13 protein-coding genes are annotated in these 17,089 nt (G+C 74.1%); 7 read left to right on the top strand and 6 right to left on the bottom strand.

All coding sequences use genetic code 11. From position 1 onward, the window contains the following. Nucleotides 1-70: 70 nt before the first annotated feature. From ACFY0X_RS20895 to ACFY0X_RS20875, 5 genes are all read left to right on the top strand, one after another. Complete coding sequence (locus tag ACFY0X_RS20895; RefSeq protein ID WP_355254602.1) at nt 71-976, top strand: LysR family transcriptional regulator; 906 nt, start codon at nt 71-73, stop codon at nt 974-976. Between the two features lie 130 nt (nt 977-1,106). Beyond that, nucleotides 1,107-1,688, top strand: coding sequence for a cysteine dioxygenase (locus ACFY0X_RS20890; protein ID WP_387756645.1), 582 nt, complete (start codon nt 1,107-1,109; stop codon nt 1,686-1,688). A 58-nt stretch (nt 1,689-1,746) separates the two neighbouring features. Continuing rightward, on the top strand, nt 1,747-2,838 hold the full coding sequence (locus tag ACFY0X_RS20885; RefSeq protein WP_387756817.1) for a YeiH family protein: 1,092 nt from the start codon (nt 1,747-1,749) through the stop codon (nt 2,836-2,838). 120 nt (nt 2,839-2,958) lie between these two features. Further along, nucleotides 2,959-3,687 carry a spermidine synthase gene (locus tag ACFY0X_RS20880; RefSeq protein WP_387756644.1) on the top strand — a complete coding sequence of 243 codons (729 nt, stop codon included), beginning with the start codon at nt 2,959-2,961 and terminating at the stop codon, nt 3,685-3,687. A 114-nt stretch (nt 3,688-3,801) separates the two neighbouring features. Further along, on the top strand, nt 3,802-4,923 hold the full coding sequence (locus ACFY0X_RS20875) for a TetR/AcrR family transcriptional regulator C-terminal domain-containing protein (RefSeq protein WP_387756643.1): 1,122 nt from the start codon (nt 3,802-3,804) through the stop codon (nt 4,921-4,923). A 127-nt stretch (nt 4,924-5,050) separates the two neighbouring features. Here the strand turns inward: ACFY0X_RS20875 and ACFY0X_RS20870 are convergent, their stop codons facing one another. From ACFY0X_RS20870 to ACFY0X_RS20860, 3 genes are all read right to left on the bottom strand, one after another. Next, complete coding sequence (locus ACFY0X_RS20870) at nt 5,051-6,925, bottom strand: hypothetical protein (RefSeq protein WP_387756642.1); 1,875 nt, start codon at nt 6,923-6,925, stop codon at nt 5,051-5,053. Between the two features lie 218 nt (nt 6,926-7,143). Next, nucleotides 7,144-8,031 carry a TetR/AcrR family transcriptional regulator gene (locus ACFY0X_RS20865; RefSeq protein WP_387756641.1) on the bottom strand — a complete coding sequence of 296 codons (888 nt, stop codon included), beginning with the start codon at nt 8,029-8,031 and terminating at the stop codon, nt 7,144-7,146. A 120-nt stretch (nt 8,032-8,151) separates the two neighbouring features. After that, complete coding sequence (locus tag ACFY0X_RS20860; RefSeq protein ID WP_387756640.1) at nt 8,152-8,661, bottom strand: NUDIX hydrolase; 510 nt, start codon at nt 8,659-8,661, stop codon at nt 8,152-8,154. Nucleotides 8,662-8,772: 111 nt separating this feature from the next. Between ACFY0X_RS20860 and ACFY0X_RS20855 the strand changes: the two genes are divergently transcribed. Then, on the top strand, nt 8,773-9,996 hold the full coding sequence (locus tag ACFY0X_RS20855; RefSeq protein WP_387756639.1) for a serine hydrolase domain-containing protein: 1,224 nt from the start codon (nt 8,773-8,775) through the stop codon (nt 9,994-9,996). Between the two features lie 76 nt (nt 9,997-10,072). On the opposite strand, the gene ACFY0X_RS20850 is transcribed toward ACFY0X_RS20855, so the two are convergent. The 3 genes from ACFY0X_RS20850 to ACFY0X_RS20840 form a co-directional block, all read right to left on the bottom strand. Further along, nucleotides 10,073-10,396: a nuclear transport factor 2 family protein gene (locus ACFY0X_RS20850; protein WP_387756638.1), complete on the bottom strand. Its 324-nt coding sequence runs from the start codon at nt 10,394-10,396 to the stop codon at nt 10,073-10,075. Nucleotides 10,397-10,663: 267 nt separating this feature from the next. After that, nucleotides 10,664-12,187 carry an aldehyde dehydrogenase family protein gene (locus ACFY0X_RS20845; protein ID WP_387756637.1) on the bottom strand — a complete coding sequence of 508 codons (1,524 nt, stop codon included), beginning with the start codon at nt 12,185-12,187 and terminating at the stop codon, nt 10,664-10,666. Between the two features lie 447 nt (nt 12,188-12,634). Next, nucleotides 12,635-13,582 carry a terpene cyclase gene (locus ACFY0X_RS20840; RefSeq protein ID WP_387756636.1) on the bottom strand — a complete coding sequence of 316 codons (948 nt, stop codon included), beginning with the start codon at nt 13,580-13,582 and terminating at the stop codon, nt 12,635-12,637. 310 nt (nt 13,583-13,892) lie between these two features. Between ACFY0X_RS20840 and ACFY0X_RS20835 the strand changes: the two genes are divergently transcribed. Further along, nucleotides 13,893-16,907: an ATP-binding protein gene (locus ACFY0X_RS20835; RefSeq protein ID WP_387756635.1), complete on the top strand. Its 3,015-nt coding sequence runs from the start codon at nt 13,893-13,895 to the stop codon at nt 16,905-16,907. Nucleotides 16,908-17,089: the final 182 nt, after the last annotated feature.

The raw sequence follows: 17,089 nt of genomic DNA, 5'->3' as shown, positions 1-17,089 counted from the left end.
ATTCTCGGACGCCCGGCGAGGCCGACGCAGGGCTGTCGAGGGTGCACCGACGGGAGGGATCATGGAACCGGTGTTCGATTCGCGGCACATCAGGACGTTCCACGAGGTGGTCCGGGCCGGCTCCTACTCGGCCGCCGCCCGCGAGCTCGGCTACACCCAGCCCGCCATCACCCAGCAGATGAAGGCGCTCGAACGCACCGTCGGCGTCCCGCTCTTCACCCGGGCGGGGCGCGGACTGCGGCTCACCGAGGCGGGGGAGGCGCTCTCCCGGCACGCCGAGCTGATCCTCGGCAGCATGTCCGCCGCCCAGCAGCAGCTCGCCGCGCTCGCCCGGCTGCGCGCCGGACGGGTGCGGGTCTGCGCCTTCCCCAGCGCCAACGCCACCCTGATCCCCCAGGCGATGGCCCGGCTGCTGGCCGAGCACCCCGGTGTGCGGGTCGAGCTGCTGGAGGCCGAGCCGCCGGACTCCGTCCAGCGGCTGCTGCGCGGGGAGTGCGACATCGCGCTGGCCTTCCGGTACCCGGGCGGGGCCACCGAGGTGCCGGAGGGCCTCGACGAGATCCCGCTGATGGAGGACCTGCTCACGGTGCTGCTGCCGGTCGGGCACCCGCTCGGCCGCCGGCACGCCGTCCGGCTGGCCGACCTCGGCGGCGAACGCTGGATCGCGGGCTGTCCGCGCTGCCGGGCCAACCTGCTGCACGTCTGCGCGGAGGAGGGTTTCGCGCCGGACATCGTGTTCTCCACGGATGACAACCTCGCGGTGCAGTCGCTGGTCGCAGCCGGGGTCGGGATCGCGCTGATGCCGGCGCTGGTGCTCTCCTTCATGTGCCACCGCAAGGTCACCGGGCGGGCCGCCGAACCGCACCTGCGGCGGCAGGTGAGCGCGTACGTGCTGCGCGAGCACCGTCGGATCCCGGCCACCGGGCTGGTGCTGGACCACCTGCGGCAGGCGGCGGCGAGCCGGGTCGGGTGCTGACCGTCGGTCGCGGGCACTGACCGTCGACCGCTGAGGGCTGATCGCCGGTGCTGATGTATAAGCGTTAGTGGGGAGCTTGCTTAGGAACCCTCCTTGGACCTGATAGGTCGGTAGGTTCGAACCTGATGGCATGACACCCTCAGCCACGGTCGGCAGCGACCGGCTCACCGAGCGGATGACCGCGCTGATCAGTGAGATCCGCGCCGTCGTGGACCGCGGGCTCCCCCCGGAGCTCACCGCCTACCTGGTCGGCGAGCGCCTCGCCCCCTACCTGCACGCCGACCAGGACGGGCCCGACGCGCTGCTCGCGCCCGCCCATCGCGAGGGTGACCCGCAGCGCTACCGCCAGCACGTCCTGCACGCCGAGGAGGACGGCAGCTTCTCCGTCGTCGCCCTGGTCTGGCTGCCCGGGCAGCAGACCCCGATCCACGACCACGTCTCGTGGTGCGTGGCCGGCGTCCACCAGGGGCAGGAGAGCGAGACCCGCTACCGGCTGGTCTCCGACGGCTCCACCGCCCGGCTGGTCGAGACCGAGCACGTGGTCGGCCCGGCCGGCACCGTGGCCGCCTTCGCCCCGCCCGGCGACATCCACCTGGTGCGCAACTCCTGTAGCAGCACGGCGATCTCCATCCACGTCTACGGCGCGGACGTCTCGCGGCTCGGCACCAGCATCCGGCGGGTCTACCGGCTGCCCGCCGACCAGCAGCAGTGAGCGCGGCGTGGCACTGACCCTCCGGCACCGCGCCGCCCGTACCCGCTCCCTGCCCCCGATGCGCGGGGACGCCCCCGGGCTGCTGCTCGCGGCCCTCGGGGTGGCCGCCGCACTCGGCATCCACGAGCTGGTGCCGGCCGTGCCCGAACTCACCGCCGCCGTCGTGCTCGGCATGGTCGCGGCCCACCTGCCAGGGCTGCGCCCGGTGGTCCGCGGGGTCGCCCGGCCGGGACTGTCCACCGCCGGGAAGCGGCTGATGCGGCTCGGGATCGTGCTGCTCGGGCTCAAGCTCAGCCTGGACGACGTGCTCGGCCTCGGCTGGGCCACCGTCGCCATGGTGCTCGCGGTGGTCGCGGCCACCTTCGGGGGCACGCTCTGGCTGGGCCGGCGGCTCGGCCTGCCGGGGGACCAGCCGCTGCTGGTCGCCACCGGCTACTCGATCTGCGGGGCCTCGGCGATCGGCGCGGTCAGCCAGGCGGCGGGCAGCGAGGAGGAGGACGTCGCGGCCTCGGTGGCACTGGTCACCCTGTGCGGGACGCTGGCGATCGCCGTGCTGCCGCTGCTCCAGCAGCCGCTGGGGCTCGGGGAGCTGGAGTTCGGGCGCTGGGTCGGGGCGAGCGTGCACGACGTCGGGCAGGTGGTCGCCACCGCGCAGACCGGCGGGGCCGGGGCGCTGCGGGAGGCGGTGCTGGTCAAGCTGATGCGCGTGGTGCTGCTGGCGCCGCTGGTCGCGGGGGTGGCCGTGGCGGTGCGGCGGAACCTGCGGGCGGCGCGGACGGCGGCTTCGGCGGCGGGTCCGGTGGAGGATCCGACGGGGGCCGCGGACGCGGGTTCGGCGTCGGGCGGGGCGGGTTCGGCGTCGAGCGGGAAGACGGTGACGGCCGGCAGCCGTCCACCGATCGTGCCGCTGTTCGTGGCGGGGTTCCTCGCGATGATCGTCCTGCGGACCACCGGGGTGCTGCCCGAGCGGGTGCTCTCGCTGGCCGCAGAGGCCCAGGGACTGCTGCTGGCCGCGGCGCTGTTCGGCCTCGGCAGTGCGGTGCACCTGCCGACCATGGCCCGTACCGGCGGGCGGATCGCCCTGCTCGGGCTCGGATCCTGGGTGGTCGTCGCGGGCGTCTCGTACGCGGGGGTGCTGGTCACGACCTGACGGACCGGAAGGCGGACTCGGCTATTGTCGGGCGGGTGCCCGCCCGCCCGTACGGGGGCGGCCCCACAGTCGAGTTCGCCCGGTTCGCCCGGGTTCACCCGAGTCCGCCAAGGGGGACGGATGATCACCGCACTGCCCGAACGCGACGGCCAGGAGGCCGCCGTCACGCTCGACCGACGGGAGGGCCCGTACGGCGAGGTGGTGCTCCGGCAACGCGGTCGGGACTTCGAGATCATCGCCAACGGCTGCTTCCTGATGGACACCGCCGACGGGCGCTCGGAGCGGCTGCTGATCCAGGCGGCGCTGGACGAACTGGACCGTACGGGCGGCGGGGCCGCGCGGGACGGCCGGGTCGAGCGGCCGTCGGTGCTGATCGGGGGCCTGGGAGTCGGCTTCTCGCTGGCGTACGCGGCGGCCGAGCCGCGCTGGGGACGGATCGCCGTCGTCGAGCGGGAGACCGCGATCATCGACTGGCACCGGACCGGCCCGCTCGGCGCCTTCTCCGGCGGTGCGCTGGACGACGAGCGGGTCGAGGTGCTCCGCACCGACCTGCTGGAGTACCTCGCGGCGGCGGACGGCGAGCGCTACGACGCGCTCTGCCTGGACATCGACAACGGACCGGACTGGACCGTCACCGAGTCCAACGACGGGCTGTACGGCGCGGACGGGCTCGCGGTGCTGTGGCGCCGGTTGCGGCCGGGCGGAGTGCTGGCGGTGTGGAGTGCGCAGCCGTCGCCGGCCTTCGAGGAGGCGCTGCGGGCGGTGGGGTTCTCGGACGTGGTGACCCACGAGGTGCCGGTGGCCCGGGGGGTGCCGGACGTGGTGCACCTGGCCCGGCGGGCGGGCTGAGGGCGCGCCCGGATCGGGCTGATCGGGCCGGGTTCGACCGGATCGCGGTCGAACCCGGCTGCGGCGGCTGGTGATTGCTGCGAGGCGTATCAACGTCCCTCGGAACTTGGGCAGTTGAACGGTAGGTGGGCGGTGGGGTTGGTGGCCGGGAGCGGGACTCCCTCGGAGCGGATCGCGGCCGAGCTCCGACGGCGCATCGTGGCGGGGGAGTTGGCCCTGGGGGCGCGGGTGCCGTCCACCCGGCGGATCACCCGGGAGTGGGGCGTCGCGATGGCCACCGCGACCAAGGTGCTGAACCGGCTCCGGGACGAGGGGCTGGTACGGGCCGTGCCCGGGGTGGGCACGGTGGTGGCCGGGAAGCCGGCTCCGGCGGCCGGACGGTCCCGGGAGCCCCAGCGGGTGTCGCCGCGGGCGTCGCAGCGGATGGCCGAGCGGATGCCGGAGCAGGCTCCGGAGCCTGCGTCGCGGCGGGAGGCGCGGCCGGAGGCGGAGTCGACCGGCGCGAGGCGGGTCCGGGCGGGCGGCGAGCGCGACCTCACCCGGGAGCGGATCGTGGCGACGGCTCTCCGGGTGGCCGACCAGGAGGGGCTGACGGCGCTGTCGATGCGCCGGGTCGCGACCGATCTCGGCGTCGCGACGATGTCGCTCTACCGCCATGTGCCGGGCAAGGACGACCTGTTGCGCCTCATGATGGACGTGGCGTTCGGCGAGCAGCCACTGCCCGAGCCGCCGGCGTCGGACTGGCGGGAGGGGCTGGAGACGGTCGCGCGCGTGCAGTGGCGGATCTACCGGCGGCACCCGTGGCTGGCTTCCACGATGTCCTTCACCCGGCCGGTGCTGGCGCCGGATGCCGCGTTGCACACCGAGCGGTCGATCGCCGTTCTGGCGGGGCGCGGGCTGAGCTGGGAGGAGATGGCCCAGGCGTCCGTCGCCCTGGCGGCGTTCGTGTGCGGGCTGGCCGTCCACTTCGAGCGGGAGGCGCAGGCCGAGCAGGACAGCGGGTTGTCCGCGGAGGAGTGGATGGACCGGGTGGAGGGCGAGGACCACGAGCGGCTGACGGCGGATCCGGAGCGGTTCCCGATGTTCGACGCGATGAACCGGGGGCCGGAGATCGACCTGGGCCTGGAGGCGCTGTTCGAGTTCGGGATGGCGCGGATGCTGGACGGGATCGGCTTGCTGATCGAGCAGCGGGGCGGTGAGGGCGGCGGGCTGGCGCGGGGCTCGGCGAACAAGTGACAGGGGACGGCTGACAGCTGACAGGTAACAGATTTCAGATTTCGTTCGCTGAAATCTGAAATCTGTCAGCTGTCGGCTGTCACCTGCTCGCCGCGGCCCCGGCGCGCAGCAGCTCCGCGCCTCCGGCTCAGCCGAACGGGCGGCTCGTCGGCTCGGCCTCCGCCTCGTCCGCCGACTCCGGCTCGTCCGCCGGCAGGTCCGGCATGCCTTCCATGGAGAAGGGGTTGAAGTCCGGCGGCGGGACCATCACCGGGGTGCCCTTGCTCGGGGTCGGCTCCTCCGCGCCCCCCTGCTGCTCCGGACCCTGCGCCGCAGCTTCCGCCGCGACGGGCGGGGCCTGGGCCGGGATGGCGGGCGGGATCGAAGGTGGCGGCGGGACGGCCGGGCCCTGGGTGGGCAGGGTGGTGCCGAACGGGTCGGCCTTCTGCTCGGCCGTGACCGTGGTGCCGAACGGGTCGGCGACCGGAGCGGCCGAGGCGGGCTGAGGCGCCGGCGCGTCGCCCGACACGTCCGGGATGCCCTCCATGGAGAAGGGGTTGAAGTCCGGCGGCGGGACCATCACGGGGGTGCCCTTGGGGCCGTCCGCGGCATCCGGCGCCGCGTCGTCCCCACCGGCGGCCGGGACCTCGGCGACCGGCGCGAAGGGGTTGAAGTCCGCGGGCGGTATCCGTACCGGAGTGCCGCGCAGGTGCACCGGCACCTCCTCCGGATCCTCCTCGACGGCGGCCGGAGCCTGCGTCGGCGCGGGAGGCCCAGTCGGGGCCGGAGCGGGCGCCTGGTTCGGGACGGTGCTCGGCGGGGCGACCGGAACGGCGGCTGCGACAGCGCCCGGAGCCGGCACGCCGTCCCAGCCGAACTGGATGCTCTTCAGCAGTTCCGCGAACGCCTCCGTGTACAGCTCCCAGTCCTCCGGTCGCGCCGTGGAGAGCTGGACGCACAGCACCGTCCCGCCGTCCGGCAACGGTACGAAGGCCTGGACGGCCGAGGTGACCACCCAGCGCCGCTGCCCGTCGGCGGCCAGCGGTCCGGGAACCGGAACGGTCCGGCCCTCGACCAGCACGGCGGCCGGCCCGGCCGGCAGCAGGACGGTCCACACCTCGGCGTGCCGCCGGACGGTGGCCAGTTCGGTGGCGAGCGCGGTGATCGGCAGCGGGTGCCGGGCGAGCGAGACGACGAGGGCGGCGTCCGAGGCGCGGTCGTCCAGTTCCAGGGCGCAGACCCCGGCGTACACGACGCCCGCGTCGCGGATCAGGTCGGACAGGGTGGCGGAGATCACCGCGAAGTCGCGCCGCGGCTCCGGACCGGTGGCGCTGAACAGTTCCTCGGCGACCTCGGCCAGGTGCCGGGCCAGCTCCTCGGCGGCCGCCACGGTGGCCGGGGCGGCGCCGTCGCCCCGCTCCGCGCCCTCGGGCAGCGGGGGCACCGCACGGGCGGAGACGCCGGGCGGACCGCCGGGGGAGGTCAGCGAGTGGAAGCCCGGCGGTACGACCAGTCGGACCTCGGCGCCCGCGCCGGTGGGCAGTTCGACCGGCTGCCGGGTCTGCTGCCCGGCAGCCAGCGCGGCCAGCGCGGGGGCGAACGGCGGGCGCAGCTTGGCGTCGGCGAACTCGCCGGTGACCGGGAGCTGGAACAGCGCGGCCGAGGTGGTGCCGCGGTCGGCGATGGCACCGCGCACCGCGCCGCCGCCGTACCGGGTCTGGAGCGCGGTGACCACCCGGTCGGTGAGCCGCGCGCCGGTGCCCGGTCGGGCGGTGCCCGCGGTGGTCACCGTGCCGAGCCGGTCGAGTGCGGTGTGAACCGGCCCGTTGGGGGCCAGCGGCAGGCTGAACAGCGCCTCGGCGGAGGGGTGTCCGACCGTCCGCAGGGCGCTCAGCGAGGCCGCCGGGTGACGTGAGGTGTGCTCGTCGAAGAGGGCGTCGGTGAGGGTGCCGAGGGTCGCGCAGACCTGCTCCGCTGCCGCGAAGGGATTGACCTCCACGCTGAACTGGACGTCCTGGGTCACCTGGTGAGCCCCCCGCTCTGCTCCGTCTGCCGTCGGTGGTTCGGGTGGGACCGGCCCGGCCGCGGCGGCGTGCCGTCAGATCCCGGCTCATTCCTATCAGAGGCCACCGTCCTCACCGAACCGCAGGATCACCCGATGATCACTCGGACGCCTGCCGCGGCGGTGACTTCGGCGGCGCTCGGACGACCGCCCGTCGACCGTCCCGTCGACCGCGCCGGTCACTCGGCGGCGGCCCCGGCAGCCTCGGCGGCCTGCGCGGCCCCGGCGGCCTGCGCGGCCCCGGCGGCCTGCGTGGCCCCGTCGTCAGGGCCGCCGGCGGCGAGCACGGTGACCGCCTCGACGATCCCCGGTACGGCGAACAGCCCCGCGAGGTCCCGCACCAGGCGTCCGGTCGGGCCGTCCGGGTGCTCGTCGGCCAGGAAGGAGGCCAGTTCGCCGGCGAGGGCCGGCTCACGGGCGGCGGTGAGGGTGAGCGCCGCGACGAACTCCTGCACGAGGTGCAGCTGGAGCTCCTCCAGCGGTACCGAGCGGTCCGCCAGCCACTCCAGCGAGGTGATCTCGGCGTTGGCGATCCAGGCCCGGACGGTCAGCCGCAGCCCGATGCTCGGCGCGGGGATCGCCAGGTGGGTCAGGATCTGCTCCTGGGCGGCCCGGCGCACCTCGTCGATCACCGCCGTGGTGTCCGCGCTGGCCGCCACCGAGCCGCCGCGCAGCAGTGCGGCGAAGCCCGGCCCGTGGCTCTGCACGAAGTCCAGGTAGCGGCCCATCACCCGGTGCAGCCGCTCCGAGAGCGGCCCCACCAGGGGCTCCTCGAACCGGGCCGACAGCTCCTGCCCGGCCCGCCGCAGCGACTCCTCGTACAGCGCCTGCTTGCCGGGGAAGTAGTGGTACACCAGCGGCCGGGAGGCTCCCGCGGCGGCGGCGATGTCGTCGATCGACACCTCCTCCGGCGGCCGCCGGCTGAACAGCTCCAGCGCCACGGCGATCAGTTGCTCCCGCCGCTCGTCCACGCTCAGCCGCCGCCGCGGCTTCTCGCCCGCCGCCCGGGCGGATGCGGAGGTCCGTGCTGCGCGGTCGGCCGTCGAAGGCGGCGTACGGGAGGCCATGCGCGCCACCCTAGTTCGTCGAGGGCCCTCCGGTGGAGCCAGGGGCCCGCCGTGGCCCGGGCCGCGGCGGGCCGCGAAGCCCGAGGTCGCGGACCCGGGGAGCGGTCCGCGGGACGGGCCCTACGCGGACCGGAAGTCCAGGTAGCGGCGGTAGGCCTCGACGCCGTCGGGGACGAAGGCGTCGCGGGTGAGCCGGTCGGCGAGTTCGGCGGGGGTGAGCCAGGCGTGCCAGGCGACCTCGGACTCCTGGGGGGAGACCGGGCCGTCCCACTCGGCCTCGTACAGGTCGCACCACCAGGAGAGCCGGTCCTGCTCGAAGAGGAACTTGAACAGGGGACGCGGGGCGATGCCGTGGACGCCGAGCTCCTCCTCGGCCTCGCGGACGGCGGCGTCGGGGTAGGTCTCGCCGGAGCCGACCACGCCGCCGACGAACATGTCGTACGCGCCGGGCGCGAACAGCTTGGTGTCGGTGCGGCGGTGGACGAAGATCCGCCCGGACGGGTCGCGGACCAGGACGAAGACGCAGCGGTGGGTGAGTCCGCGCCGGTACACCTCGCCGCGCAGGGCGGTCCCGATCACGCGGTCGTGCTCGTCGACGATGTCCAGCAGTTCCTCGGCAGGGTTGGTCATGGGGGACAGGTTAGGGTTTCGGGGCTTGATTCGAACGGATTCGATCGAAGAAGATCAACGGCGAACACGAGTGGCACGAGACGTAGCGGAACTGGTCGAGGACGGCGCGCAGTGGTGGAGATCTGGGGCGAGACGGCCGAAGGGTTCGAGCCCGTGCGGGCGGCCTTCGCGCGGAACTTCACCGACTACGGCGAGCTCGGCGCGGCCTTCGCCCTGTACGTGCGCGGCCGCAAGGTGGTCGACCTCTGGGGCGGCGACGCCCGGCCGGAGGTCGGCGGCCGGCCGGCGCCCGCCGTGCCGTGGACGGCGGACACCGCGCAGGTGCTGCGCTCGGTCACCAAGGGCCTGACCGCGGCCACCGCGCTGCTGCTGGCCGAACGCGGCCTGCTCGACCTGGACGCCCCGGCGGCGGCCTACTGGCCGGAGTTCGCGGCGGCCGGCAAGGGCCGGGTGCCGGTGAGCTGGCTGCTCTCGCACCAGGCCGGGGTGCCCGCGCTGGACGTGCCGCTGCGGCTGGAGGACGTGCTCACCTGGGAGCGTGCGGCGGCCGCCGTCGCGGCCCAGGCTCCAGCCTGGGAACCCGGTACCGCGCACGGCTACCACCCGTACACCTTCGGCTGGTTGGTCGGCGAGGTGGTGCGGCGGGTGAGCGACCGGACGATAGGCCAGTACTTCGCCGAGGAGATCGCCCGGCCGCTCGGGCTGGACCTGTGGATCGGGCTGCCGGCCGGCGCCGCGCCCCGGGTCGGCAAGCTGGTCGACCTGCCGGCCCCGGAGGCCGCCAGGACCGGCCCGAGCGGACTGCGGCTGCGGCCCAAGCAGGCCGTCCGGGACGCCTACCAGGACCCGTCCTCGCTGACCGCCCGGTCCTTCGCCTCGGTGCGCCCCGGCGTGGACCTCAACGACCCGGCGGTGCAGGCCGCCGAGATCCCCGGCGCCGGCGGCATCGGCACCGCCCGGTCGCTGGCCCGGTTCTACGCGGCGCTGATCGGTGCGGCCGACCGCCCGGACGGCTCCGGCGCGCTGCTGTCGCCGCTCCTCGGCCCCGAGGTGCTGGCGCGCGCGGTCGGGCCGGTGGTGAGCGGGCCGGACCGGGTGCTGGTCGTCAACTCCACCTTCGGCCTGGGCTTCTGGCGGCACGGCCCGACCGCGCCGATGGCCTCCCCGGCGAGCTTCGGCCACCCGGGCCGGGGCGGTTCGCTGGGCTTCGCCGACCCCGACCTCGGGCTGGGCTTCGGCTACGTCACCAACGGCATGCAGCCGGGCGTCACCGGGGACATCCGTTCGCGGAACCTGATTCGGGCGGTGCGGGGGTGCCTGGGGCTGGACCGGTAGCCCGGGCCCGGCCGGTTCCGAACGGCTGAGGCCCGGCCGGTCTCGAACGGCTGAGGCCTGGCCGGCCTCGAACGGCTCAGGCCTGGCCGGTCTCGAAGCGGCGGATCCTCCCGCCGTCGACGGTGAAGCGCCAGGCGGTGCGCATCGTGCCCCAGGTGTCGTTGGTGAACTCGGCGACCAGCCCGTGGCCGCCGTTCGACTCGGTCTGGACGGCGATCCGGCCGTTCGGGCCGAAGATCTCCCGGTCGACCCAGTCCGCCAGGTCGCGCTCGGACCCGTCGTCGGACATGGTCGCGTCCGGGGTGAGCAGCGCGAAGAAGGCCTCGCGGTCGCCCGCGTTGATCGCGGTGACGAAGGCGCGGACGGTCGGGTCGCTGAGTTTCGCGGGGGCGATGGTCACGCGGGGCTCCCGGTTGAGGAGAGGGTCGGGGAGTCCTGTCTACGGCTTTCGCGCGGGCCGTCCGGGCATGTCGGCGGCGCGTCGGGGAATTGGCCGCATTGATGTGCTTTGATCCCCGGAACAGGCGAATCGCCCCGGAGCCCGCCACGGGGAGTGGCGAGGAGCGGGAGGTCCTGGTGGGCCTCCCGCTCCGCTTCCAGCGCACGGAGCCGGGGACTGGTACCGGGCTCGGAGCAGTTGCCCCGGGAGTCCGGCCCGGAGCCGGGCCTAGAAGAAGCCGACCGCGTCGGGGGAGTAGCTGACCAGCAGGTTCTTGGTCTGCTGGTAGTGCTCCAGCAGCGACTTGTGGTTCTCCCGTCCGATGCCGGAGTTCTTGTAGCCGCCGAAGGCCGCGTGGGCCGGGTAGGCGTGGTAGCAGTTGGTCCAGACCCGGCCCGCCTGGATGGCGCGTCCGGCCCGGTGGGCGGTGTTCAGGTCGCGGGTCCAGACGCCCGCGCCGAGCCCGTACTGGGTGTCGTTGGCGAGGGCGACGGCCTGGTCGAAGCCGTCGAAGCGGGTGACCGAGACGACCGGGCCGAAGATCTCCTCCTGGAAGACCCGCATCGAGTTGTCGCCCTCGAAGACCGTCGGCGTCACGTAGTACCCGCCGGCCAGCGCACCGCCGAGGTCGGCCCGCTCGCCGCCCACCAGGACCTTGGCGCCCTCGTCCCGGCCGATCTCGAAGTAGGAGAGGATCTTCTTCAGCTGCTCGACACTGGCCTGGGCGCCGACCTGGGTCTCGGTGTCCAGCGGGTCGCCCTGGCGCATCGCCCGCACCCGCTCCAGGCCGTCGGCGAGCAGCCGCTCGTAGACCGCGGAGTCGATCAGCGCGCGGCTGGGGCAGGTGCAGACCTCGCCCTGGTTGAGGGCGAACATCGCGAAGCCCTCGACGGCCTTGTCGTAGAAGGCGTCCGAGGCGGCGGCGACGTCCGCGAAGAAGAGGTTGGGGCTCTTGCCGCCGAGCTCCAGCGTGACCGGGATCAGGTTGTCCGCCGCCGCGCGGGCGATCAGTCGGCCGGTGGTGGTCTCGCCGGTGAAGGAGACCTTGCGGACCCGGGTGCTGGCGGCGAGCGGGGCGCCGGCCTCCTCGCCGAAGCCGGTGACGATGTTGACCACGCCGGGCGGCAGCAGGTCGGCGGTCAGCTCGGCGAGCAGCAGCACCGAGGCCGGGGTCTGTTCGGCGGGCTTGAGCACCACCGCGTTGCCGGCCGCGAGCGCCGGGGCGAGCTTCCAGACCGCCATCAGGATCGGGAAGTTCCACGGGATGATCTGGCCGACCACGCCCAGCGGCTCGTGGAAGTGGTACGCCACGGTGTCCTCGTCCAGCTGGGAGATGCCGCCCTCCTGGGCGCGCAGCGCACCGGCGAAGTAGCGCAGGTGGTCGACGGCGAGCGGGAGGTCGGCGGCGAGCGTCTCGCGCACCGGCTTGCCGTTCTCCCAGCTCTCCGCGACGGCCAGTTGCTCCAGGTTGGCCTCGATCCGGTCGGCGATCCGCAGCAGGACCTGCGCCCGCTCGGCGGCCGGGGTGCGACCCCAGGCGGGGGCGGCGGCGTGGGCCGCGTCCAGGGCGGCCTCGATGTCCTCGGCGGTGCCGCGGGCGACCTCGGTGAACACCTCGCCGGTGACCGGGGTCGGGTTGCCGAAGTACTCGCCGCGCACCGGGGGCGTCCATCCGCCGCCGATCCAGTGCTCGTACCGGGAGCGGTAGGCGACGATGCTGCCGGGGGTGCCGGGCGGTTGGTAGACCGTCATGCTCGGTGTCTCCTCGCTGCGTCGGGCGCCACCCGGTACGGCCGGGGCCACGGGCGGCGCGCCGGACCGCCCGGCCAGGGGGCGGTCCGGCGGGAGGGGTCGGACACGCAATCGGACCGGCGCCCGTGGGGGCGCCCGCCGCCGAGCACGATAGCCCTCGGGCGCCGGATGCGGCTACGGTCCGTACGCCGTCCCCGTACGGAGGGTGCCTTTCCCGCCGTTCCCGGGGCGCGCCACCGGACGACCGGAGGGGCCGCCGCGGGTGCCCCGGTTCGGCCATCGCGGGTGCGCCTGCCGGATCACTGCGAGCGCGCCGGGCCGGATCACTGCGGGGCGCGGTCCGGCCGCGTCCCCGCGGCGTGCCGCCGCACGCCGCCGCGTGGCCGGGGCGACACTCTCGGGGCGCGCCACCGCGCGCCCGGGCGCGCGGCTCCGGACGCGCTCCGGTCAGACCGCGTGGTACCGGCCGGTGCGGGCTTCCCAGCTGAGGTAGCCGGCCAGCCAGGTGAGCAGCCCGTCCGCGTACCGCTCGGCGATCGTCCGTTCGATCCGGGAGAGGCCCAACTCGCGGTGCACGTCCGGGAGTCGGTCGCGCAGTTCGGCGCAGCGGTCGACCATCAGCTGGGCTTCGGCGATGACCGCCGCGCAGGCCTCCTCGGCCGAGCAGCGCCGCTCCCGCTGGACGATCATGACCAGGTTGTTCACGTCCCCGCGCGGTGCCTCCAGCGGGTAGGAGCGCACGTCGTTGCTGAGTGACGGTATGTCGGCGGCCAGCTGGCGGAGTTGGCGCAGCACCGGATGGTGCAGCACGGCGGCCGGGACCTCGAACTGGCCCAGGCGTTCGACCATGTCGAAGATGGTCTCCATCGCCGCGGTGCCCCGGCGGAGTTCCAGGTAGCCGTCCCGGTCCGGTGGCCGGGTGGAGATCCGCCCGGCCGCCTCGGCCGGGTGACTGGCGAAGTAGTACTCCCAGTTGTAGGCGGCGCGGGCCTGCCAGCGGGCCGGCATGCCCTGCACGCTGCGGTTCCACAGGTCGGCGAACGCGGTCTCGACCGCGGATCCCTGGTCGGGGCGGGCGCCGTGCAGGACGGCGATCAGGCGTTCGCAGATCGGGGCGACCTCGGTGGGGCAGCGGCCGAGCGGGCCGTCGAACTGGTCGTCGAAGAGGAAGTAGAACCCCATCAGGTCGGCGGCCAGGGCGAGTTCGTCCGGGCCGGCGTCCGGGTAGCCGAGCGCGGCGAGGTCCACCACCTCCCAGTGCGCGTAGCCGGGGTGGTCGGCGTCGGGCAGCAGCGGGTGGCGGATCAGCCAGTCCCTGTGCAGTGCGGTGGCGCGCGGTCCGTGCGGACTGCGGCGGTGCGGGAACGGAATCTGAAGTGAGGTGTCGTCAGACATCGGACTCCCGGTGCAGCGGAGGGTGGGGGCGCTTTTTGTTCGAGCACTTTCGGTGGGGGGAGTTGGCGCGGCGAGACGCGAACGGGGGCGGTGGTTTTCGCAAGATCATCTGCGCCTCGAAGGCCGTAGGGTATCTGATGTAATGATCGGACGTTAGGGATATAGGGCAATTGCCCGTGGCAGGCCCTCCAAACCCTCACCGTCCGCCCCAGCCTGCACGAATGCCCCACGGGGAGGCCCGAGCGGCGCTACCCTCGGCTCCACGCAGTGATGGAGCTGTGACGCGAGTGGGCGAGGCGGAGGCGCGACGGTGACCGAGCAGGAGAACGCAATTCGGGCGGGTTCTGGTTCCGTCCGCGACGGCGACGGCGCCGCGCCCCGGGTCCGGCTGCGCGACCGCGACGCCGAACTGCGCTCGGTGGAGGCCGCCGTGGACCGGCTCTGCCGCGGTTTCGCCGCCGGCGGCACCGAGATCGGCGACCTGCTCACCTTCTCCGGCCGCCCCGGCATCGGCAAGACCAGCCTGCTGCACGAGGTCCGGCGGCTCGCCAAGCTCCGCGACGGCGCCACCGTGCTCTTCGCCCGAGGCGGTGAACGGCAGTTCAAGGAGCCGTACCACGTCCTGCGCCAACTGCTCCAGCCCGTACTGAGCGACCTCCAGCCCGCGGTGTTCAGCCAGGTCATGGGCACCTGGGAGGAGGTCGTCGGACCGGCCATGGGCCTCAAGCAGCCCAAGGCCGGCGCCCGCCGCCTCGATCCGCAGGGCGTGCGCGACGGCCTCGACTACGTCATCACCCAGCTCGCACCCCGCCGCGCGCCGATGGTGATGATCGTCGACGACCTGCACTGGGCGGACGGGGAGTCACTCTCCTGGCTGACCAAGTTCGCCATCCGATCGAGTGAACTTCCCGTCCTGCTCGTCTTCGCCTTCCGCGAGGACGAGAACGACTGGCCCACCGAGACCCAGGAGTTCCGCCGGGACGTCCTGGACCTCAAGGGCCGCAAGCACGAACTCAACCGGCTCACCCTCAGCTCCGTCACCGACATGATCCGCGCCGAACTCGGCGACAAGGCCGAGGACGCCTTCTGCTACGAGTTCTGGAACGTCGTCAACGGCAACCCGTTCGAGGCCAACGCCCTGCTCGACCAGGTCCGCGACCAGGAGCTCGAACCGGTCGAGGAGAACTCCCGGCAACTGCGCGAACTCGCCGTCGACGCCACCGGGATGACCCTCAAGAGCTGGCTGGACCGGCTCGGCGCCAGCACCCTGCGGTTCGCCTGGGCCTGCGCGATGCTGGGCACCGACATCCGGGTCGACCTCGCCACCCGGATCTCCACCCAGAGCACCGAGGGCGCCCGCGACTCCATCAAGCAGCTGCGCAAGCAGCGCGTGCTGACCCAGACCCCCAACGGGAACCTGGAGTTCGTCCACCCGCTGATCGCCAGCTCCATCTACAACACCATGCCGGACGCCACCCGACTCGGCATGCACGGCATCGCGGCGGCCGAGATCGAGAACGCCGGACTCGGCCTGCTTGCCGCCTCCCGCCACCTGGTCGAGACCCACTCCGGCGAGGGCGACGACCGGATCGTCAAGAAGCTGCGCCGCGCCGCCGTCGAACACCAGCTGATCGGCGCCCCCGAAGCCGCCCAGCGCTGTCTGCACCGCGCGCTCAACGAGCCGCCCGCCGACGAGGTCAAGGCCGAGGTGCTGTACGAACTCGGCTGCTCCGCACTGCTCACCGACCCGGTCGCCACCGTCAACCAGCTCAAGCTGGCCCTCGACCCCGACGAGGTGCCGCTGCGCCCCGAACTGCGCGTGGACGCCACCTTCCGGCTCTCCGAGGTCCTCGCCCACAGCGGCGAGCTGGGCCAGGCGGCCGTGGTCTGCGAGGAGGAGGCCCGGCAGACCGCCGACCCGGCCGGGCGCCAGCGGCTCCAGGCCGCCTCGTTCATGTGGCATGCCTTCCGCAAGTCCGAGGAGGACGGCCCCGGCCGCTCCGCCCGGCTCGGCGAGATGTGCCGGAGCCTGCGCGGACGGGAGGCCGCCGACCGGGCCGTGCTCGCCATGCGCGCCTGGGACCTGACCCTGCGCGGCGCGCCCTCCGCCGACGCGCTCGCGCTCGCCGACGAGGTCCTGGACGGCGGCCGACTGCCCAAGGGCCTCGGCTGGACCGACACCACCTGGGGCTTCGAACTGCCCTCGATGCTCGGCCTGACGTACATCTACAACGACCGCATCGCCCAGGCCGAACGGCTGGCCGCGGACGCCATCATCCAGTTCGAGATCGCCGGTTGGAGCGGTGCCCACCGGGGCTTCGCCTACTTCCTGATGGGCCTGGCCCGGTTCCGCCGCGGCCTGCTCGCCGAGGCCGAGGACTTCCTGCGCCGGGCGTACCGCATCTCCGAGCGGATCGGGGAGAAGCTGCCGCTGGCCTGGGACGCGATCGGCGTCCTGGTCGACACCCTGATCGCCCGCGGCCGGGTCGACGAGGCCTGGAACCTGGCCAACGAGTTCGGCTTCCACCCGCCGTACCACTCGACGGCCATGGTGCTGCCGGACGCGGCCTCGCTGTACGGCAAGCTGCTGGTCGCCAAGGAGAAGTACGCGGGCGCGGCCGCCGCGCTCACCGAGGCCGGCGCCCAGCTGGAGGCCCGGGGCTGGCACAACACCGTCTGGGCGCCCTGGGCCGGCCACCTCGGCATCGCGATCGCGAGCGACGAGCCCGAGCGCGCCCGCGAATACGCCCAGCGGGCGGTCCGGGACGCCCGCGCCTTCGGCACCGCCTCGGCGATCGGCAGCGCGCTGCGCCTGCAGGCCCGGATCGAGGACGGCCAGGCGGCGGTCGAACTGCTGGAGGACGCCGTGGCGTACCTCGGGCAGTCCCCGGCCGGCTACGAGCACGCCGTCGCGCTGGTCGACCTCGGCGCCGCGCTGCGCCGGGTCGGACGTCTGGACGACGCCCAGGAGTACCTGTACCAGGGCATCGAGCTGGCCCAGCACTGTTCCGCGGAGGGGCTGGTCGACCGGGCCCGGCGGGAGCTGGCCAACTACGGCCTGCGGCCCAACCGGCTGGGACTGCGCGACTTCGGGGAGACCATCGACACGCTCAGCAGCGCGGAGTGGGACGTCGCCAAGCGGGCCGTGCAGGGCGTGCCGCCGCAGCGGATCGCCGACGAGCTCGGGGTGCCGATCGGCCTGGTCAACCGCCGACTGGCGGCGGTCTACCGCAAGGCGGGCAGCGGGCCGGACGGCCTGGCCTCGGCGCTCGGGCTGCCGCAGCAGCAGCGGGACGCGGGCCCGCTGGAGGACCCGGAGGACTGAAGGGCCGGTCGCCGCCGGGCGCGGTGTCAGGTGCCGGGCGCAGGACGGTGCGCCGGTCGCCCTCCACGACCGCCCGGCGGTCGGCGGTCGGCGGTCGGGGAGGGCGACCGGGGGCGGAGGGCGGCGCGCAGGTTCGCAGAAGCGCCCCCGCTGCCACTGCCGTCGCTAGGCTGACGAACACG

Source organism: Kitasatospora sp. NPDC001547 (genome assembly GCF_042894165.1).
In the GTDB taxonomy this organism is placed as follows: Bacteria; Actinomycetota; Actinomycetes; order Streptomycetales; family Streptomycetaceae; genus Kitasatospora.
The sequence above is the reverse complement of the archived record's forward strand: the minus strand, read 5'-3'. Positions and strand labels throughout refer to the sequence as shown.

What these genes read in the sequence shown, in the direction of transcription:
- ACFY0X_RS20890 (WP_387756645.1), top strand. Translation starts at nt 1,107, where the DNA reads ATGACACCCTCAGCCACGGTCGGCAGCGACCGGCTCACCGAGCGGATG.
- ACFY0X_RS20880 (WP_387756644.1), top strand. Translation starts at nt 2,959, where the DNA reads ATGATCACCGCACTGCCCGAACGCGACGGCCAGGAGGCCGCCGTCACG.
- ACFY0X_RS20845 (WP_387756637.1), bottom strand. Translation starts at nt 12,187, where the DNA reads ATGACGGTCTACCAACCGCCCGGCACCCCCGGCAGCATCGTCGCCTAC.
- ACFY0X_RS20865 (WP_387756641.1), bottom strand. Translation starts at nt 8,031, where the DNA reads ATGGCCTCCCGTACGCCGCCTTCGACGGCCGACCGCGCAGCACGGACC.
- ACFY0X_RS20840 (WP_387756636.1), bottom strand. Translation starts at nt 13,582, where the DNA reads ATGTCTGACGACACCTCACTTCAGATTCCGTTCCCGCACCGCCGCAGT.
- ACFY0X_RS20885 (WP_387756817.1), top strand. Translation starts at nt 1,747, where the DNA reads ATGCGCGGGGACGCCCCCGGGCTGCTGCTCGCGGCCCTCGGGGTGGCC.
- ACFY0X_RS20860 (WP_387756640.1), bottom strand. Translation starts at nt 8,661, where the DNA reads ATGACCAACCCTGCCGAGGAACTGCTGGACATCGTCGACGAGCACGAC.